The sequence below is a fragment of the Rhizobium sp. CC1099 genome, from assembly GCF_029714385.1.
Taxonomy (GTDB): Bacteria; Pseudomonadota; Alphaproteobacteria; order Rhizobiales; family Rhizobiaceae; genus Rhizobium.
In genome coordinates this window covers 1606315-1623734 of the sequence record NZ_CP121642.1, presented here as the reverse complement: position 1 = coordinate 1623734, position 17420 = coordinate 1606315, and the positions used below count along the sequence as shown (strand labels likewise).

The window sequence follows — 17420 nt, the reverse complement described above, 5'->3', positions numbered from 1 at the left end:
ACATGCATATCACCCAGGGAGCATTCTCGTTCCTGCCGCCGCTGACGGACGAGCAGATCGCCCGGCAGGCGCAATACTGCATCGACAAGGGCTGGGCGACGAGCCTCGAGTTCACCGATGATCCCCATCCCCGCAACACCTATTGGGACATGTGGGGTCATCCGATGTTCGACAATGCGGACGCAGCCGCGCTGATAATGGAGCTGAACGAGTGCCGGAAGGTCTATGGCGACCGCTATATCCGGCTCGTCGCCTTCGACAGTAGCCACGGATGGGAGTCCGTTCGCCTCTCCTTCATCGTCAATCGTCCCCCGGAAGAGCCGGGATTCCGGCTTGAGCGGCAGGAGGCGGCCGGCAGACGGCTCCAATACACCACACGTTCTTATGCGGCAGACCGGCCGGCGGGAGAACGTTATGGCTGATGCGGTCCCCATGAGGCCTAAGATCGATGGCGAGGAGCCATCAGCCATCGATCTGCGGGCGGAATATGTCGAGTCCGGCGTCAAGGAGCTCCTCGACGAGCTGGACAATTCCCTCATCGGCCTTGCACCGGTCAAGCAGCGAATCAAGGAGACCGCGGCCCTGCTATTGGTCGAACGCGCGCGCAAGCGTCTCGGACTCGCTCATGAAACGCCAACGTTGCACATGAGCTTCAGCGGCAATCCCGGGACTGGGAAAACGACTGTCGCATTGCGCATGGCCGATCTGCTCCATCGCCTGGGCTATATCCGAAAGGGGCATCTGGTATCGGTGACGCGCGACGACTTGGTGGGGCAATATATCGGCCACACGGCGCCGAAGACGAAGGAGATCCTGAAAAAGGCGATGGGTGGTGTCCTCTTCATCGACGAGGCCTATTATCTCTACAGGCAGGAAAACGAGCGCGACTACGGCCAGGAAGCGATCGAGATCCTCCTGCAGGTCATGGAGCACCAGCGTGAGGATTTCGTCGTCATACTGGCCGGTTATGCCGACCGGATGGAGCGCTTCTTCGAAAGCAATCCAGGCTTTCGTTCGCGTATCGCTCATCATATAGACTTTCCGGATTACACCGACGACGAACTCCTGCGGATCGCCGAGGCGACGCTTACCAAGCAGAACTACCGTTTCGACGTCAAGGCCCGGGCCGCCATGGAAGAATATATCGCCCTTCGGCGCCGCCAACCGCATTTTGCCAATGCGCGCTCCATCCGCAACGCCCTCGATCGTGCGCGCCTGCGTCAGGCAAACCGGCTGTTCGAGACTTCCGCCGGCCCGATTGATGCCAAGGTGCTGTCCACCATCGTTGCCGAAGACATCCAGGCCAGTCGCGTCTTCAACAGCGCAGCAAGACAAGAGGAGGCCAGGTCATGAGCCGCAAATCGATCATTGCCCCCTCCATCCTTTCGGCAGATTTTTCCCGGTTGGGTGATGAGGTGGAGGAGGTCGTCAAGGCGGGCGCAGACTGGATCCATCTCGATGTCATGGATGGTCATTTCGTGCCCAACATCACCTTCGGGCCGCCGGTCGTCAAATCGATCCGCAACCGGACGGACGCAGTGTTCGACTGTCATCTCATGATTGTGCCGGTCGATCCCTATCTCGCCGCCTTCGCCGATGCCGGCTGCGATTACATTACGGTCCATGCGGAGGCCGGGCCCCACCTCGACCGAACGCTTCAGGCGATCCGCAATCTCGGCAAGAAGGCAGGCGTCGCGCTCAATCCGTCGACGCCCGAAAGCGTGATCGAATACGTGCTCGACCGGCTGGACCTCGTCCTGCTGATGACCGTCAATCCCGGCTTCGGCGGTCAGGCCTTCATTCCGGCGGTCGCCGAAAAGGTGCGCCGCGTGGCCGCGTTGATCGGTTATCGTCCGATCCATGTCGAAGTCGATGGCGGCATTACGGCCGAAACCGCGCCGCTGATCGCTGCTGCCGGTGCCGACGTCCTGGTTTCGGGCTCGGCCATATTCGCAGGCAATGACGCGTCGGCCTATGCGGGCAATATCCAAGCGATCCGCCGACAGGCAGACAAGGCGCTAGCGCAGCAGGCAGCGTAAGCCGAGCAAGCCAAGGGATGATGAGACCGCCGGCGACTGCCGGCGGTCTTCTCCTTTATTGCTTCTTCTGGAATTGCACGAGATAGGCGAGGAGATTGGCGATGTCGGCATCGTCCTTCAGGCCAGCAAAAGCCATCTTGGTGCCCTTCACCTTCGCCTTCGGATTGTGGAGGTAGTCGCGCAACGATGCCTCGTCCCACTTCAGGCCGGCCTTGCCCGCATCGGTCATTGCCTTGGAATAAGAGAACCCGGGATGCGAGCCGGCAGCCCTGCCGATCACTCCGTTCAAAGACGGGCCTACCTTGTTCTGGTCAGTGTCGGCACTGTGACAGATCTTGCACTTGTTGAACACCGTTGCGCCTGCGTTGGCATCTCCGTCTTGAGCATTGACCCCGCAGGCAGAAAAGATCGCAACTGATACACCGATCAGAAGGATATGATAGTTCATGATATTTCCTCATTTCGCCAAGGGTGCCCTTTGACGAAGGCAGGCGCTGCTGTTCCTCCACCGGCGCCAGCCATTTTGGATCGTATGGCCTTCCGTACGGTGACGGCAGACTTGCGATCCGGCAAAAAAGTTACCCGCCAGGGAATGTAAGTCAACCCTTTGATTGGCCATTGAACCCTCATCGATCGCGCGGGACGAACGTCGCGATTGACGGGCCGGGGCGAAGCTCTTAGCCTCTTCATACCCTTACCTCTTCCAGCACCGCGGGGGCGCGGCTGGTTGGCGGTCGCGGCTGCGGCGCCTGAGAGAAAAAATTGCTGCGGCGCGGCCTCGTTGGTCGAAAGGTGCGACATGTTATTTATCGAACTCGTCTTGACAATTTGTATTGCGGACAGGCCTTCAAGCTGCCGGGATGAACATCTTCATTTCGAAAACAGGGGAAGCTTGATGGCCTGCATGGCCCAGGCGCCTCCTCAGATTGCCAGGTGGTCGGAGGAGCATCCGAACTTGCGCGTCGTGCGATGGCGGTGCGAATATCCACCGAAGGGTACAGAGATCTAAGAGGGAAATCCGACGATCGGCCGCGATGCGGGCATCCGCTGGAAAGGCGCAACAAACGCCGCGCAGAGGAGGGCTCCTTTCGGGCCTGGATCATGCATAGAAACCTGCAGCTGCGGGAGGAGAAGGGTTGCGCATCGGTGGTTTTTCGGCTCTTCCTGGAGGACGGCTGAGAATATGTGAGCCTGGCCTCACTCAAAACCTCGCATGCTAGATCCTCGATCAGTTGTTCGCCTCGTCTCCCTTGAGGCGAGCGAACAGCAACTTCCTCACCCGTCGCTCCCGACGCGTGTGCTGATGGCGAGGTTTTCACGAGGCAGTGATGCTGACCGATCGGATCGTCGTTTTCTCGCCGCCAGTTTCATGTCCCCGCTTCGCGCCTTCACCGAATTCAGTTGTATTGAGAAAGGGAAGAGCGCATGGTCCGTTCTTCAGCGGTCTTTATTAGGGGGCTGCTGATCGAAGGCCGCCACACCCTAGCCTTCTCAAAGGAGGACAGAATGTCTTCCGTGTTCGATCTTTCATACATGTCTTCGTCCGAGCTCAACATGCTTCGGGCACCACTCCAATAAGCTGGCCGGCCATGTAGCTCCTACGCGGGACCTCCAAATACTTGTCGCGGGATCGTTCAACGAGGACATCGAAATCGTCGTATCGGAATGTTGTGAATCTGTCCTCACACATCAATTCTAACTTCAAAAAGGATCGCACCAATGGCTAAAGGACAAGTAAGAGGCAACCGCGAAGCGCGGAAACCGAAACAGGAGAAGTCTCCGATAAAGGTGGAGAGTACGTTCGCCAATCAGATCAAGGCCGCAACGAAAAGCAACCCACAGGGCGGCAAACATAAGAGCTGAACGCGATAGGAGAATGAGCGCCCGGACGCCAGTCTTCCACTGAGAGTCCGTTTGGGAACGTCAGTGGCTGATACGTCGGAGCAGAAGACCGCCCATGGCGACATGGATCATGGCTTCTGACACGTCGATGCGGGCCTCGTAGTCGCGGACAAGGCGCCGCCATCGTGTCATCCAGCCGAAGGTCCGCTCGACGACCCAGCGTCGCGGCAGAACATTGAACCCAGGCTGGCCTTCGATGCGTCGGACGACTTCGATGACGAAATCAAGATAGGCGGCCTTGTCCATGAGCTTGCCCCGGTCGTAGGCGGTGTCGGCGTACAGATGCTTGATCCAAGGCCAGCGCTTACGAATGGCGGTGAGGATCATCTGAGCCCCGGCGCTGTCCGAGATATCGCCGGTGGTCAGGTTAACGGCCAACAAGCGGCCGTCGGTGTCGACGGCGATATGGCGCTTTCGGCCGACAATCTTCTTGGCGCCATCGAAAGGCCCGCTCGGCGCCAGGGGCCGGTGCCTTGACCGACTGGCTATCGAGAATACCGCCGCTCGGGCTCGCTTCCCGTCCGGCGCGCTCGCGATCGACCATGAGGCCAAGATCGCGGAATTATGTAGCAAATGCCACCAACGACCGCTTTCGGGGGCTCTAACCGGACACTCGTCCTTGAGAGCGAGGCAGCCGTTTTGCGCCTCTAAGCGGACGAAGAATGGAGCCCGGCGCCCCTGCAATGGGCGCCGGCCCTCACCACACTCGAACTCCGAAAATCTCCGAAACGTGTTGCGGCCGAGCGCTACAAGAGCGATAATTAGTGCTCGAACGAAATGACGCAGACGGCTTCGTTTGCCGCGGAGGTGGGGCCGTTCGCGGCCCCGGAAGGGCAAATCAGGGAATTCGCCATGCACAATGTCTCTCGGCGAAATGCCATTCGCCTCGTTCTGGCGGTCGCAGCCGCCCTGTTTGCGACCTCGATGCCCTCTTTTGCCACGGAAGCGGTTCCGCTGGCGATCAAGGGTTATGACCCGGTCGCCTATTTCACCATCGGAAGCCCCACGCGCGGGCTGCCGGAGATCGAGTACGAATGGGACGAGCACCGGTACCTCTTCGCGAACGCCGAGCATCGCGAGCTTTTCAAGGCCGATCCTGTTCGCTACGCGCCAGAGTTCGGAAATTTTTGTGCAATGGCGCTGGCCCTGGGCGAGCTCGACGAGGCCAACCCGGAGAACTGGCTGATCAGTGACGGAAAGCTTTATATTTTCGGCAAACCGGCCCCGATGGGACCCGCGCTCTTCCAGCAGGACCTTGATGCGAACATCGCGAAGGCCAACCAGAACCGCGCGCTACTTCAAGGACATTAGCGGTTCATTCTCTCGGCCGGTGGCAGGTCGCCTGTGACGGGGTAGAGGCGGGCCTTGCGGAGTCCGTCGCGCAGATGTTCGAGATCGCCAGAGCTTAGAAACTTGGTTCCGAACTCCTGCGGGTCGAAGGTTGGGTCGATGCGGCGTATCATAGTCACGACACGCGCGGCGTCCTCCGCTCGATCGTCTTGTGCATAGGCGGCCGCCAGCAGGATACGGCTGAAGTTCGCGCCGGCAGTTGTTCGAAGACTAAGTTCCGCCTGTTCGATCGCCGCGTCGTAACGCCGTTTCAGATAGTAGGCCAGGCTCAGCGCAAAGCGATCGATCGCATTGAGATCGGGGTCGATACGCTGCGCCTGCTCCAAGGCCTCGATCGCCTCATCCGTCTGTCCCAGCCACAACAGGATGGTGCCGCGCCCGGCGAGGCCGTGAGCATCGTTCGGATTGATCGCAATGGCGCGCTCGATCTCAACCTCTGCCTGGTTGTATCTCTGACGAAAGAGGTGGATGTGGCCGAGAGTGATGCGCGCGCGCACGTCGGAATCATCAAGGCTCAGCGCCTTGATTGCCAGTTCCTCGGCACGGCTCAGGAAGGCGGTTGGCGATTCCGCCCAGCCCATCGAGCTGGCAATGTGATAGGTTTCGGCAAGTGCCGCATAGGCAGCAGCGTAGTTCGGGTCAAGCTCGATGGCGCGTCTGAGCAGGGCGCGCGCCTCCACATTGTTTGCATGCGTCGGGCTCTGCAATGCCGGCCTGGCGCGCAGCACGTAATCATAGGCTGCGAGATTTTCGGTTGGCTTTGCGAACACCCGATTTTGTTCGATCTGCGTCACGCGAATCGCCAGGGCTCTGACGATGCGAGTGACAATGTTGTCCTGCAGCGCGAACACGTCCGCCAGCGCCTCCTCGAAGCGTGCAGACCAAATCACCCGTCCCTGCCTTGTGTCGACGAGTTGCGCGATGACCCGCACGCGGTCGCCGGTCTGGCGGACGCTGCCTTCGACCAGATAGCTGACGGCGAGACCGCGGCCGATCTCCTCCGGGCTTGCGGGATTTCCCTTGTAGGGGAAGACAGCGTTCCACGACATCACGGTCAGCGCGGAGAACCGACCCAGTGCGTTGATGATATCCTGCGTCAATCCATCCGCGAAATATTCACGAGCCGAATCGTCGCTCTGGTTCAGGAACGGGAGAATGGCGATCGCGGGTTTTGTGCCGACTTCAGCACTTTTTGTGAATTGATCGCCAGAGCGCAGAATGCTGAGAAATTTCCACTCAGAGCCAAGACCGGCCCACAGCGCGCCTGCAGTAAGCAAAATCATCAGAGCCAGAGCGGCGAACAATCCCCGGCGCCAGCCGGCGGGCGCCGGAGCGGCCGTGGCGTCGAGCCGCACGCGAAAGGCGCGCACCGGCCGAGCGATGTTCTTGAGCTTCTGTTCGCCGATATCCTCAAAGGCAATGTCGAGCTTGCCTTGCGCGTCTTCCTGCACGCGGCCCGATACGCAGATGCCGCCAGGCTCCGCGAGCCCCTCCAGGCGAGCCGCCACGTTGACGCCATCCCCGAAAATGTCGTCATCCTCGATGATGATGTCGCCGACATTGATGCCGACGCGGAACTCGATACGTTGTCCTGCCGGCACCGCGACATTGCGTTCCGCCATGCCGCGCTGGATCTCGACGGCGCAGCGCACGGCCTCGACCACACTCGCGAACTCGACCAGCATCCCATCGCCGGTGGTCTTGACAATCCGCCCGCGGTGTTCGTTGATCTTTCGGTCGACCAGAGCACGCCGATGCGCCTTCAGCTGGGCGAGCGTACCTTCCTCGTCGTTGCCCATCAGCCGGCTGTAGCCGGAGATGTCGGCCGCTAGAATGGCCGTAAGTCGCCGCTCTACATGCTCGGTTGACAATCCGACTCTCCCCCGTGCGCTTCGGCCACTTTTTTCCGATAGCTCTGGGCTAAGGACTACGGAACCTGGGGTTCCGCAGTCCTTAGCCCCAAGGAGCCCCCAAGGCGAGCGTCGCGCCCACCGCTGGGGCGGTGGAACCGCGAACGCTATGACCTGCTCGGCCACACCCTCACCGATCTTTTGGCCCGCAACCACATCGGAGCGAAAATGGACGCCGGCCCACATGCGCGCGTCGGCCGCCTGCTTGGCCGTCACGCTCCATCAGCGCGGAGTAGCCCACCACATCGGCAGCAAGAATGGCAGCAAGCTTGCGATCCACGACGGCGCTCTTTAAGACCACCTATGCCCGAGGAATGCACCGTAGCAGAAGTCGGAGGCATTGTATCGCCGCAAGGCCCTTTGCTGTGCATGCACCGGAAGGTCTGGAATGGGGTCAAAACCGGACGTCGCGCTACACGATTCTGGAATGTACATCCCGATTGGCGCCCCTGGCAAGATTCGAACTCGCATCATCCGTTACCGCTATCGGCCCCATTTTGACCAGTGCGATCAACATGTACAATGACCGCTTCATGGGGCAAAGCTGCCAACGCCGCATCGCTATCGGTTGGTGGCATTTGCTCCATAATTCCGCAAGATCGTGGATCGTGCGGAACAGGAACAATCGGACGAAACGGCGAAACCACCGGTACACGGTCTGCCACGGGGGAAAGTTCACCGGCAGCATCCGCCAGCCAACCCCGTCGGTGCCAGATATCGGATGCCATTCAACACCTCGCGCAAATCAACACCCCGGCGACGGCCGGTCTTCCGGGGCTTCGGCAGAAGCCCTTCAACCTGCCACCATTCCTCGTCTGTCAGATCCGTCGGGTAACGGGTGTTCAAACGGTCTCTTAGGCTGCTGACGGCCGCTTTCGCGGGCGACCCGGCCCGGATTGACGACCTAATCGTGCTTAGCGAGAACGCGGCCGACCGTGGAGGGATGGACCTCGAACAGGCGGGTCGGCCTCGGACGCGCTCGCTGACATTGGTCACTCTTCGCCATTTGTCTTCGTATTGCGCTCAGCTGAGTTCTTGGGCGAGTCCGATGAGAAGCCCTTCAGGCCCACGGATGTAGCAGAGCCGATAGGCGTTTTTATACTGGACCACTTCGCCTACGAGCTGCGCGCCGCGCGTGCGGAGCCTTCCCAGCGTCTCGTCAATGTCGTCCACGGCGAACATGACGCGGAGGTAGCCCAGGGCGTTGACCGGGGCGTTCCGGTGATCTGCGACGACAGGCGGCGTGAGGAAGCGGGAGAGCTCGAGCCGGCTGTGGCCGTCCGGTGTGCGCATCATCGCAATCTCGACATGCTGATCGCCCAGTCCAGTGACACGTCCGGCCCATTCTCCTTCGATCGTGGCCCGCCCTTCGAGCTCGAGGCCGAGTTCGCGAAAGAAATCAATCGTCCCTCCGAGGTCTTCGACGACGATTCCTACGTTGTCCATCCGCTTGAGCGCCATGTTTCAAATCTCCAAGGTGTCTTTCCAATCTACAAGGTGTCGCCTAGTCTAACAACGGACGCTTGAGGTGCCCCCAACACCGGCGGCCATCCGGGCCTGATTCGCTGCTGTCCACATCAGAAGCTTGAATCATGGACCGCCTCAAACCGCCACCCGTTTTCAAACGGTCTCTGAGCGGTCACGAAAGGCGATGTTCCAGAAAGTCAGGAGGTGCAACAACGATGCCCCCTTCACGCGATCTATCGGTTTGACTACCCTCTGTTTCTCATCAATCCGCGGTCATGATAGGGTGGCGCGATGCGGGCAATTGGGCATTAAAACTCTGGCCCCAACAAAGAAGGACGCGATGTTTTCCACTCCATCGCGGACCATATGTTCTTATGGAGATGAGCGTCGAGGCGCCTTCTTCAAGGCATCGAGCAAGGCGGACATGCCATCGTTTGCCGCCAGTGCCAGCATATGATTGTCGGCAAGATCTAAGACGGCGACAATCGCCTCACGCTCGTTCCAGCCGACGGCAACGGCCGCCGCTATCAGGTCGAGGAAGGCGAACTGCAAGGCCTCCTGGCAGCGTATGTGCCTTTCGAGATTGTCGTCGGTAGCGAACGGCCGTGAAATATCGCGCATAGACCGACAGTGTCCGATTCCCTTTGGCGAGACTACGGCATTTTAACAATTGCTGATAAAGTCCACAGGATGCAGGAGCCGCATCAATCTGCTCTCCTTCGATGGTCATGCTTGCCCGAGATGGAGCTACCGACCCGTCCGGCATTGTTCGTGCAGAAGAAGAGGGCTCGAAACTTTTTCCAAGCCCGAAGGTTCTTAGGCGGCTTAACGCAGCCCGCCCTTGAAGTTTTCGCTCGGGGCAGTGTTCAGCAAACTCGAGGTGGTTTGACTTGCCGCTACACCATCACCCAGCGGCAGCTAGAGCTCCGGCGGTTTTTGAGCGGCAGCGTCTTTGGGTCTCCGGCTAGGCGTCTTTGAACGCTACCGATAGATCAATAAAGCGAGCAGCTATCGTAGGTTCGTCAGAACCGCCCACACAGCAGTTCAAAAACATATGCGTGTGCGGCGATATCTTGCACTCGGACCGCGAAAGGTTCCCGGCTCGGTCCAGGAACCGAAACCCGATTCAGAAGCATCGTATGTCTGCTTCGGCCTGGGCTCTTCTCAGCTCCGCCGTCGCAGCCTTTGCGGGGGCACTTTCGCGGAACAACGCGCCGTTTTCACCGGTGAGGAGCCCCATTTGCTTAAAGGTGGAGGCCGTCTCGTAGCGTTCATAGGGCAGAATGGATTCGATGACGTCGATCGAACACGAGCAACGGTCGAGGATCACCCGATTTTCTCCGTTCGCCTTCATGCAGGCATAGACATATTCTGCAATGACGTTGGTCGGATAACGTGTTCCCGCAGCCGCCGGAAGCGTGAAGCTGATTGCTGCGATTGCGAAGGTCGCGATCCCAACTGTCTTAAGCGCAATCATGGCGGTTCCTTTCATGCAGCGCAGTTTTCTGCCTGACAAAGATGATGTGCAGTGTTATTATAGCATAATTTCAATGACGTCGATACATTGGCAGTAGTTTTACAGTAACCTGACGATATTAATATTGCGTCGCACAAATATAATGCTGCAACGCAGCGAACATTGCTAAACAAACACGCTTGCAGAAAGCAAATCTATCTCTTATGGTTTATTTGTTTCCGGCTTCAAGGACGTTACCGTCAAGGGAGTGGTGACTGTCTTCGTAGGCCAAGCGGGTGGGCGGTAACGGTGCCCTCCGCGCGCCTGGCTTAGGTCGTGACACGCTGCCGGAAATACTTCCCACACGCTGAACCGATGACGCGGGTCGCTGAACAGGCACCGTTTTAACTCGTCATCCTTGCGAACTTAGGGAGGACTAAATGCGTGTACGTGCAAACTTCATAAAATCGGCATTGGTGACGACTGCGGTATCTTTGTCATTGGCGGGAGGAGTAACTGCCAACGACGAGGTCCAAAAATTGATCTCCGATTCCAAAAACTGGGCGATTCCGACGGGTGACTATGCCAATACCCGGTTTTCGAAATTGAACCAGATCAACAAGGACAATGTGAAGAACCTCCAGGTCAAATGGACATTCTCGACCGGCGTGCTACGCGGTCATGAAGGTGGACCTCTGGTGATCGGCGACGTGATGTATGTCCATGCGCCGTTCCCAAATACCGTTTATGCTCTCGATCTCAACAATGACGGCAAGATCCTCTGGAAGTATGAGCCCAAGCAGGATCCGAACGTCATCCCGATCATGTGCTGCGACACGGTCAATCGTGGCGTTGCCTATGGCGATGGCAAGGTCATCCTCAACCAGGCCGACACGACAGTCGTTGCGCTCGACGCCAAGACCGGCAAGGTCGTGTGGTCGGTGAAGAACGGCGAGGATACGGCCGGCGGCAAGGGAGAGAGCGGAACGGCCGCACCCATGGTCTTCAAGGACAAGGTGCTGATCGGCATATCGGGCGGCGAGTTCGGTGTGCGTGGCCATGTGACCGCCTATAATCTGAAAGACGGTTCGGTTGCCTGGAAGGCATATTCGACCGGTCCTGACGCGGAAACCTTGATGGATGGGGAAAAGACCACTCATCTCGGCAAGCCGGTCGGCAAGGATTCGGGCGTCAGCAGCTGGGAAGGCGAGCAGTGGAAGCAGGGTGGCGGAACGACCTGGGGCTGGTATGCCTTCGATCCGAAGCTCAACCTGGTCTACTACGGGACCGGCAACCCGTCGACCTGGAACCCGGTTCAGCGACCGGGCGACAATAAATGGTCGATGACCATATTCGCACGTGATGCGGATACAGGCATGGCCAAGTGGGTCTACCAGATGACCCCGCATGACGAATGGGACTTCGATGGCGTCAACGAGATGATCCTCGTCGACGGCATGGCCATCAGCGGCCAGAAACGCGACGTGCTGGTGCACTTCGATCGCAACGGCTTCGCCTATACGATGGATCGCGGAAACGGCGAGTTGCTCGTTGCCAAGAAATACGATCCGGCCGTCAACTGGGCGACGGAAGTCGTCATGGATCCGAAGAGCAAGGAGTATGGCCGCCCGCAGGTGGTTGCCCAATACTCGACGCAGCAGAACGGCGAGGACACCAACACGACGGGTGTCTGCCCGGCCGCACTTGGAACAAAAGACCAGCAGCCGGCCACTTACTCGCCGAAGACCGGGTTGTTCTACGTGCCGACCAACCATGTCTGCATGGACTACGAGCCTTACCAGGTCAGCTATACCGCCGGTCAGCCCTATGTGGGGGCAACGGTATCGATGTACCCGGCTCCCAACAGTCATGGCGGCATGGGCAACTTCATCGCCTGGGATGCCGCCAAGGGTGAGATCGTCTGGTCGAAGCCCGAGCTGTTCTCTGTGTGGTCGGGTGCACTGTCGACCGATGGCGACGTCATCTTCTACGGCACGCTGGAAGGCTACATCAAGGCTGTCGATAAGGACGGTAAGGAACTCTACAAGTTCAAGACCCCGTCCGGCATTATCGGCAACATCAACACCTTCGAGCACAAGGGCAAGCAGTATGTTGCCGTGCTGTCGGGTATTGGCGGATGGGCCGGCATCGGACTTGCCGGTGGTCTTTTGGGTGCGGAAGGTGCAGCAGCCTGGCAGCAGGCCGTTGCCGGTCAGAAGGCTCCGGCCGACGAAGAAAAGTCGATCTCGACGGCAGGTCTCGGCGTTGTCGGCGGCTATGCCGCTCTTGCCGACTACACGACGCTGGGCGGTCAGCTCACCGTCTTCGGTCTCCCGGATTGATCTGCGGGAACCCATAACACGCCGACCTCTTGGTCGAGGCGGCTGGTAGAAAAGCGAGGGCCCGGAAGACCGGGATTTCCCCCGGCGGGCCCTCGAATTCGCCACGCAAACCACAACTCTCCTGTCAACGCCGCATCGCGACAGCAAGGCTGTATTGATGGCGAATGAGAAAGAGGTCCGAATGTCAGTGCGCAAAACAGTGTTAGTGCTTGCGATGTCTATTATTGGTTTCAGCGTCATCCTTGCCGCCGACGACAAGCAGAAAGCCGCAGCCGTCAGCGAACAGGATGGCAAATATGTCGATGCGGAAGGCAATCCAACATTCAAGATCCAGGATGACGGGACGGTCGACTGGTATACCTTCAGCGGCTACCGGCGCTATCATTCCGACTGTCATGTCTGCCATGGACCGGACGGCGTCGGCTCGAGCTATGCGCCTGCGCTCGCCAACACCATGAAAAACATGGACTACGGAACCTTCCTGTCGATCGTCGCGGAAGGCCGCAAGAATGTCGGCGGCGGCAAGGAAAACGTCATGCCGGCGTTCGGCGAAAACAAGAACGTCTACTGCTACCTCGACGACATCTACGTCTATCTGCGCGCGCGGGCCGTCGGCGACGCGCCGCGCGGTCGTCCGCCCAAGAAGGCTGACAAGCCGCAAGCGGCGAAGGACCACGAAAAATCCTGTATGGGGAGCTGATCTAATGTCGCCAGGCAAATTGTGTGGTCGTCATGTTCTGTTTGTGGTCGCGGTGATTGCCGCGATCCCGACGGCGGTATTTGCGCAAGGTGCCGGGATCGGCGCGGCGGGCGAACTGGTCGATCCGGAGGTGCTGCGCGTTTGTGCCGATCCCTCAAACATGCCGTTTACGGATGAAAGCGGCGAAGGCTTCGAAAACAAGCTGGCTGAACTGGTGGCTGCCAAAACCCAACGCAAATCGGTCTCCTATACCTGGTATCCGATGGCGACCGGCTTTGTCCGCAATACGCTGAGAGCCAACCGGTGCGATGTCATCATGGGTTATGCCCAAGGCGACGAACTGGTGCAGAACACCAACGCATATTACCGATCCACCTATGTCATGATCTTCAAGAAGAGTAGCGGTCTGGAAGGCTTGGAAAGCCTCGAGGATCCCAAAATCGCCGACAAGCGGATCGGGATCGTCGCGGGAACGCCGCCGAGCGCCAACCTGGCGAGGGCCAAGCTGATGCGCAACGCGAAGCCCTACCCGTTGATGGTGGATACGCGCTCGACGCCGTCCATGGCCGAGGTCATGTTGAAGGACCTCGAAAAGGACGTCATCGACGTCGCTATCCTCTGGGGACCGATGGCCGGCTATTACGTCAAGGAGATTAATCCGGACCTTGTCGTGGTGCCGCTTCTCAAAGAAAAGGCCGGTCGTATGTCCTATCGCATCACCATGGGCGTGCGTCCGTCCGATCAGGAGTGGAAACGGACGCTGAACAAGGTGATCCGGGAGAACCAATCGGAAATAAACCGGATTCTGCTGCAATATCAGGTCCCGCTCATCGACGAAGCCGGTAACCAGATCAAGGGCTAGCAGCGACGGCATTCGGATTTTCTCCACAATGGCAGATGCGAATGTTGTTGAGATTCAGAGCTTGCGCCGAAGGCGCACGATGCCGGGAGGAGATCAATGGTTGATCTCGGGCAGAGTAAAGAGGAGAAGCTTATGAAGAAAAGTTGGAAGAAGCCGACGACATGCGTCGTGTGCGTCGGAATGGAAATGTCACGTTACCGTTCCGCCGAACTCAAGGCTAAGAAATAAGCGCATCTACCGCTCCATGCGGCTTGTCCGCGTGGGGCGGCTGCCGTCGGAAGGAAGCACCATCACATGCGGCTGAAGATCCTCGGCTCCGCGGCAGGAGGCGGATTCCCACAATGGAACTGCAACTATCGGCTGAGCCGCGCCGTCCGCAACGGTGAAAGCGGCTTTCGGCGACGGACCCAATCGAGTCTTGGCGTATCCGCCGACGGCAAGGACTGGATTCTCTTCAACGCATCCCCGGACATTCGCGAACAGATTGCCGCCGCTCCGGAGCTGCAGCCGTTGGAGGAGGGTCCCTTGCGGGCCTCGCCCATCCAGGCTGTTGTCCTGACCAATGCCGATGTCGACCATATAGCCGGACTATTGAGCCTGCGCGAGCGGCATCGTTTTATCATTTATGCAACCGCCCGGGTGCTTCGAGTGATCGAGGAAAACAGCATTTTCAATGTTCTCGACAGGCAACTGGTCGAGCGCCGGGAACTTTTGCTCAACGTGCCGACCCCCATTGCGGACTGGCAGGGCAAGCCGACATCCATCGTGGTCGAAGCCTTTCCGGTTCCGGGCAAGATTGCGCTGTTTCTTGAAGATGCGGGCCGGGCGCAGGAGGGGTTCGGCACGGAAGAGGGCGATACAGTAGGGGTGCGTATTGTTCAGGAGGGCTGTCATTCCTCGACGCTTTATATTCCTGGTTGTGCGAGCATCGACGCCGACCTGAAAAAGAAGATTGCCGCGGCGTCGTGTCTGCTATTCGACGGGACGGTCTACACGGATGACGAGATGCTGAGTGCCGGCGTCGGGACCAAGACCGGCCGGCGCATGGGACACATGCACATCGCCGGCTCTGACGGCTCCATGGCCCTGCTTGCCGATATCGCGCCAGCGCGCCGCGTCTATGTTCATATCAATAATACCAATCCGATCCTCGATGAGCGCTCTGCCGAAGCAGCAGCTGTGAGGGCAGGGGGATGGGAGATCGGCTATGACGGGATGGAGATCGGCATATGAGCGAATTTGCAGACGCGGCGCGAAACGGATTGACGCCCGCCGCACTCGAAGCAACCCTGCGTCAGGTGGGAGAGGAGCGATACCACAACAAGCATCCCTTCCATCACCGAATGATGGCAGGCGCATTGACCAAGGCGGAGCTTCAGGCATGGGCGCTCAACCGGTACTGTTACCAGGCGATGATCCCGCGCAAGGACGCGATGATCGTCAGCCGCGCGGAGGACCCGGAATTGCGCGCGGAATGGCGCCGAAGGATCGAAGATCATGATGGGGTAACCGGTTGGGACGGCGGCATCGCTCGCTGGCTCAAGCTCGCAAGCGGGCTGGGGCTTAACGAGGAGCTGGTGAAGAGCGAGCGCCGCGCTCTGCCCGCGACCCGCTTTGCCGTAGGAGCTTATCTGTCTTTCTGCACCAATCGCAGCCTTTTGGAAGCCATCGCCTCGTCCCTGACGGAATTGTTCGCCCCTGTGATCATCGGCGAGCGCGTTCCGGCCATGCTGGCAAAATACAGCTTTGTGAGCGAAGATATCCTGGGCTATTTCACACCGAGGCTGAAGCAGGCGCCACGCGATTCTGACTTTGCGCTCGCCTATGTCCTTGCGCATGCGACGGAGCCGGAAAAGCAGCAGGACGTGATAAATGCCCTCATTTTCAAATGCGATATCTTGTGGGCAATGCTGGATGCACTCGACTATGCCTATCGAGACGGCGGCAACATTCCGCCGGGCGCTTTCGTGCCGGAGGCAAGATGATGCAGACCCGCCGCCAGCGGGCCGTTTTGTCCGCACAGTCGAGGCCACATCTGAGGCGTCACGTCCGGCTGCAGTTTGATCCGGTGCGCAGCGCCTGGGCGGTCCTGTCGCCGGAAAAGGTTTTCTGGCCGGATGAGGTCAGTCTTGATATCCTGAGACTGTGTGATGGCCAGCACACGGTGCCGCAAATCGTCGACGAGCTTGCCGGACAATACGATGCGCCTCGCCACGACATTGCTCCCGATGTCGAAGAATTCCTGCAGGAATGGTCCGACAGATTTCTGGTGACGCTATGAATGAAAGACTTCTTCCGCCAATCAGCATGCTGGCCGAGCTTACGCATCGCTGTCCCCTGCAATGCGTCTACTGCTCCAACCCGCTCGAGTTGTTGAAGGCGGACAGGGAGCTTTCGACAGACGCATGGCTGGCTCTCTTCGAAGAGGCAGCCGATCTTGGGGTCCTACAGGTTCATCTGTCCGGTGGAGAGCCGACCGTTAGGCCGGATCTCGAGCAGCTTGTAGGCTGTCTGACCAGACGCGGGGTCTACACCAATCTCATCACGGCTGGGGTCGGGATACCGGAAGGGCGGCTCGAGGCGCTGCAGGGGGCGGGTCTCGATCATGTGCAGTTAAGCATTCAGGGTGCAAACGCGCCGACGACCGAGAAAATCGGCAATCACCGTGGCGCGCACGAGAAGAAGCTTGAGACTGCAAGGCGGGTCGTGGAGCTCGGCCTGCCGCTGACGATCAATGCTCCGATCCATCGCCACAACATAGAGGAAGTGCCGGCTTTCATCGATCTTGCCCTTTCGCTTGGGGCAGAGAGATTGGAGATCGCCAATGTGCAGTATGGAGGCTGGGCTCTTCTTAACCGCAATGCCCTTATGCCCGATCGCGCCGCGGTGGAGCGCCAGGTGGAGATTGTCGAAGAAGCCCAGTCGCGGCTGCAGGGAGTTCTCGCGATCGACTTCGTCGCTCCCGATTATTTCGCGGTCTATCCGAAGCCCTGTATGGGCGGCTGGGCGCGTGATGCGTTCATGGTCGCCCCGGATGGCACGGCACTTCCCTGCCACGCGGCTGCAACCATCTCGTCCTTGCAGTTCGAACGGTTCGGAGAATCGAGCCTGACGGATATCTGGCTTAATTCTCCGGCTTTCAATGCATTTCGCGGCGACGAGTGGATGCTGGAACCTTGCAGGAGCTGCGAGCGACGTGACATCGATTGGGGCGGATGCAGATGCCAGGCAATGGCAATAGCGGGCGATGCCGCAGCGACGGATCCCGCTTGCGTCAAGTCACCCCTTCATAGCCGTATGGCAATGCTGATCAGCCAAGCCAATTCCGCTCCTTCGTCCAGCGCCGACAATTTCCAGTATCGCCGCATCGGACGGACTTGGTAGGCCAGTTC

General features: G+C 59.1%; 16 protein-coding genes and 2 pseudogenes. 11 read left to right on the top strand and 7 right to left on the bottom strand.

Annotated elements, in window-relative coordinates; all coding sequences use genetic code 11:
- Positions 1-2: 2 nt before the first annotated feature.
- From QA644_RS28950 to rpe, 3 genes are read left to right on the top strand one after another with little or no spacing between them, the layout of a single operon-like run.
- Positions 3-422: a ribulose bisphosphate carboxylase small subunit gene (locus tag QA644_RS28950; RefSeq protein WP_194730907.1), complete on the top strand. Its 420-nt coding sequence runs from the start codon at positions 3-5 to the stop codon at positions 420-422.
- Entirely contained in the window at positions 415-1353 is a 939-nt protein-coding gene (gene cbbX, locus QA644_RS28945) for a CbbX protein (protein ID WP_246763426.1), read from the top strand. The genes QA644_RS28950 and cbbX overlap by 8 nt, the downstream gene beginning before the upstream one ends.
- Complete coding sequence (rpe, locus tag QA644_RS28940; protein WP_283072675.1) at positions 1350-2039, top strand: ribulose-phosphate 3-epimerase; 690 nt, start codon at positions 1350-1352, stop codon at positions 2037-2039. The genes cbbX and rpe overlap by 4 nt, the downstream gene beginning before the upstream one ends.
- Before the next feature lie 55 nt (positions 2040-2094).
- Here the strand turns inward: rpe and QA644_RS28935 are convergent, their stop codons facing one another.
- Positions 2095-2487, bottom strand: coding sequence for a cytochrome c family protein (locus tag QA644_RS28935; RefSeq protein ID WP_074072222.1), 393 nt, complete (start codon positions 2485-2487; stop codon positions 2095-2097).
- A gap of 1475 nt (positions 2488-3962) precedes the next feature.
- Positions 3963-4497 (bottom strand): annotated as a pseudogene (locus QA644_RS28930) (IS5 family transposase); the annotation flags it as partial.
- Positions 4498-4793: 296 nt separating this feature from the next.
- Between QA644_RS28930 and QA644_RS28925 the strand changes: the two are divergent.
- The gene (locus QA644_RS28925) at positions 4794-5252 is read left to right on the top strand and encodes a YHS domain-containing (seleno)protein (protein WP_283072674.1); all 459 of its coding nucleotides are present in this window, start codon (positions 4794-4796) and stop codon (positions 5250-5252) included.
- Here the strand turns inward: QA644_RS28925 and QA644_RS28920 are convergent.
- The 5 genes and pseudogenes from QA644_RS28920 to QA644_RS28900 all read right to left on the bottom strand — a co-directional run bounded on the left by QA644_RS28920 (position 5249) and on the right by QA644_RS28900 (position 10160).
- Complete coding sequence (locus QA644_RS28920) at positions 5249-7162, bottom strand: adenylate/guanylate cyclase domain-containing protein (RefSeq protein ID WP_283072673.1); 1914 nt, start codon at positions 7160-7162, stop codon at positions 5249-5251. The two genes, QA644_RS28925 and QA644_RS28920, sit on opposite strands and share 4 nt — an antisense overlap.
- Positions 7163-7796: 634 nt before the next feature.
- Positions 7797-8047: pseudogene (locus QA644_RS28915) on the bottom strand (transposase); the annotation flags it as partial.
- Positions 8048-8224: 177 nt separating this feature from the next.
- Positions 8225-8662, bottom strand: coding sequence for a VOC family protein (locus QA644_RS28910; protein ID WP_283072672.1), 438 nt, complete (start codon positions 8660-8662; stop codon positions 8225-8227).
- A gap of 378 nt (positions 8663-9040) precedes the next feature.
- Positions 9041-9289 (bottom strand): hypothetical protein, encoded by a 249-nt coding sequence (locus QA644_RS28905; RefSeq protein ID WP_074072219.1) that lies wholly within the window; start codon positions 9287-9289, stop codon positions 9041-9043.
- Between the two features lie 505 nt (positions 9290-9794).
- Positions 9795-10160: a hypothetical protein gene (locus QA644_RS28900; protein WP_283072671.1), complete on the bottom strand. Its 366-nt coding sequence runs from the start codon at positions 10158-10160 to the stop codon at positions 9795-9797.
- Positions 10161-10564: 404 nt separating this feature from the next.
- On the opposite strand from QA644_RS28900, the gene QA644_RS28895 reads away from it, so the two are divergent.
- From QA644_RS28895 to pqqE, 7 genes are all read left to right on the top strand, one after another.
- A complete protein-coding gene (locus tag QA644_RS28895) occupies positions 10565-12466 on the top strand; it encodes a methanol/ethanol family PQQ-dependent dehydrogenase (protein ID WP_283072670.1) in 1902 nt (633 codons plus the stop codon).
- 181 nt (positions 12467-12647) lie between these two features.
- A complete protein-coding gene (locus QA644_RS28890; RefSeq protein ID WP_283072669.1) occupies positions 12648-13166 on the top strand; it encodes a c-type cytochrome, methanol metabolism-related in 519 nt (172 codons plus the stop codon).
- A gap of 4 nt (positions 13167-13170) precedes the next feature.
- Positions 13171-14028, top strand: coding sequence for a substrate-binding domain-containing protein (locus tag QA644_RS28885; protein ID WP_283072668.1), 858 nt, complete (start codon positions 13171-13173; stop codon positions 14026-14028).
- Positions 14029-14322: 294 nt separating this feature from the next.
- The gene (gene pqqB / locus QA644_RS28880) at positions 14323-15261 is read left to right on the top strand and encodes a pyrroloquinoline quinone biosynthesis protein PqqB (RefSeq protein WP_283072667.1); all 939 of its coding nucleotides are present in this window, start codon (positions 14323-14325) and stop codon (positions 15259-15261) included.
- On the top strand, positions 15258-16013 hold the full coding sequence (pqqC, locus tag QA644_RS28875; protein ID WP_283072666.1) for a pyrroloquinoline-quinone synthase PqqC: 756 nt from the start codon (positions 15258-15260) through the stop codon (positions 16011-16013). Before pqqB ends, pqqC begins: the two co-directional genes overlap by 4 nt.
- Entirely contained in the window at positions 16010-16309 is a 300-nt protein-coding gene (gene pqqD / locus QA644_RS28870) for a pyrroloquinoline quinone biosynthesis peptide chaperone PqqD (RefSeq protein ID WP_349254123.1), read from the top strand. Before pqqC ends, pqqD begins: the two co-directional genes overlap by 4 nt.
- The gene (gene pqqE, locus QA644_RS28865) at positions 16306-17412 is read left to right on the top strand and encodes a pyrroloquinoline quinone biosynthesis protein PqqE (protein ID WP_283072665.1); all 1107 of its coding nucleotides are present in this window, start codon (positions 16306-16308) and stop codon (positions 17410-17412) included. The genes pqqD and pqqE overlap by 4 nt, the downstream gene beginning before the upstream one ends.
- The last annotated feature ends 8 nt before the right edge of the window (positions 17413-17420 follow it).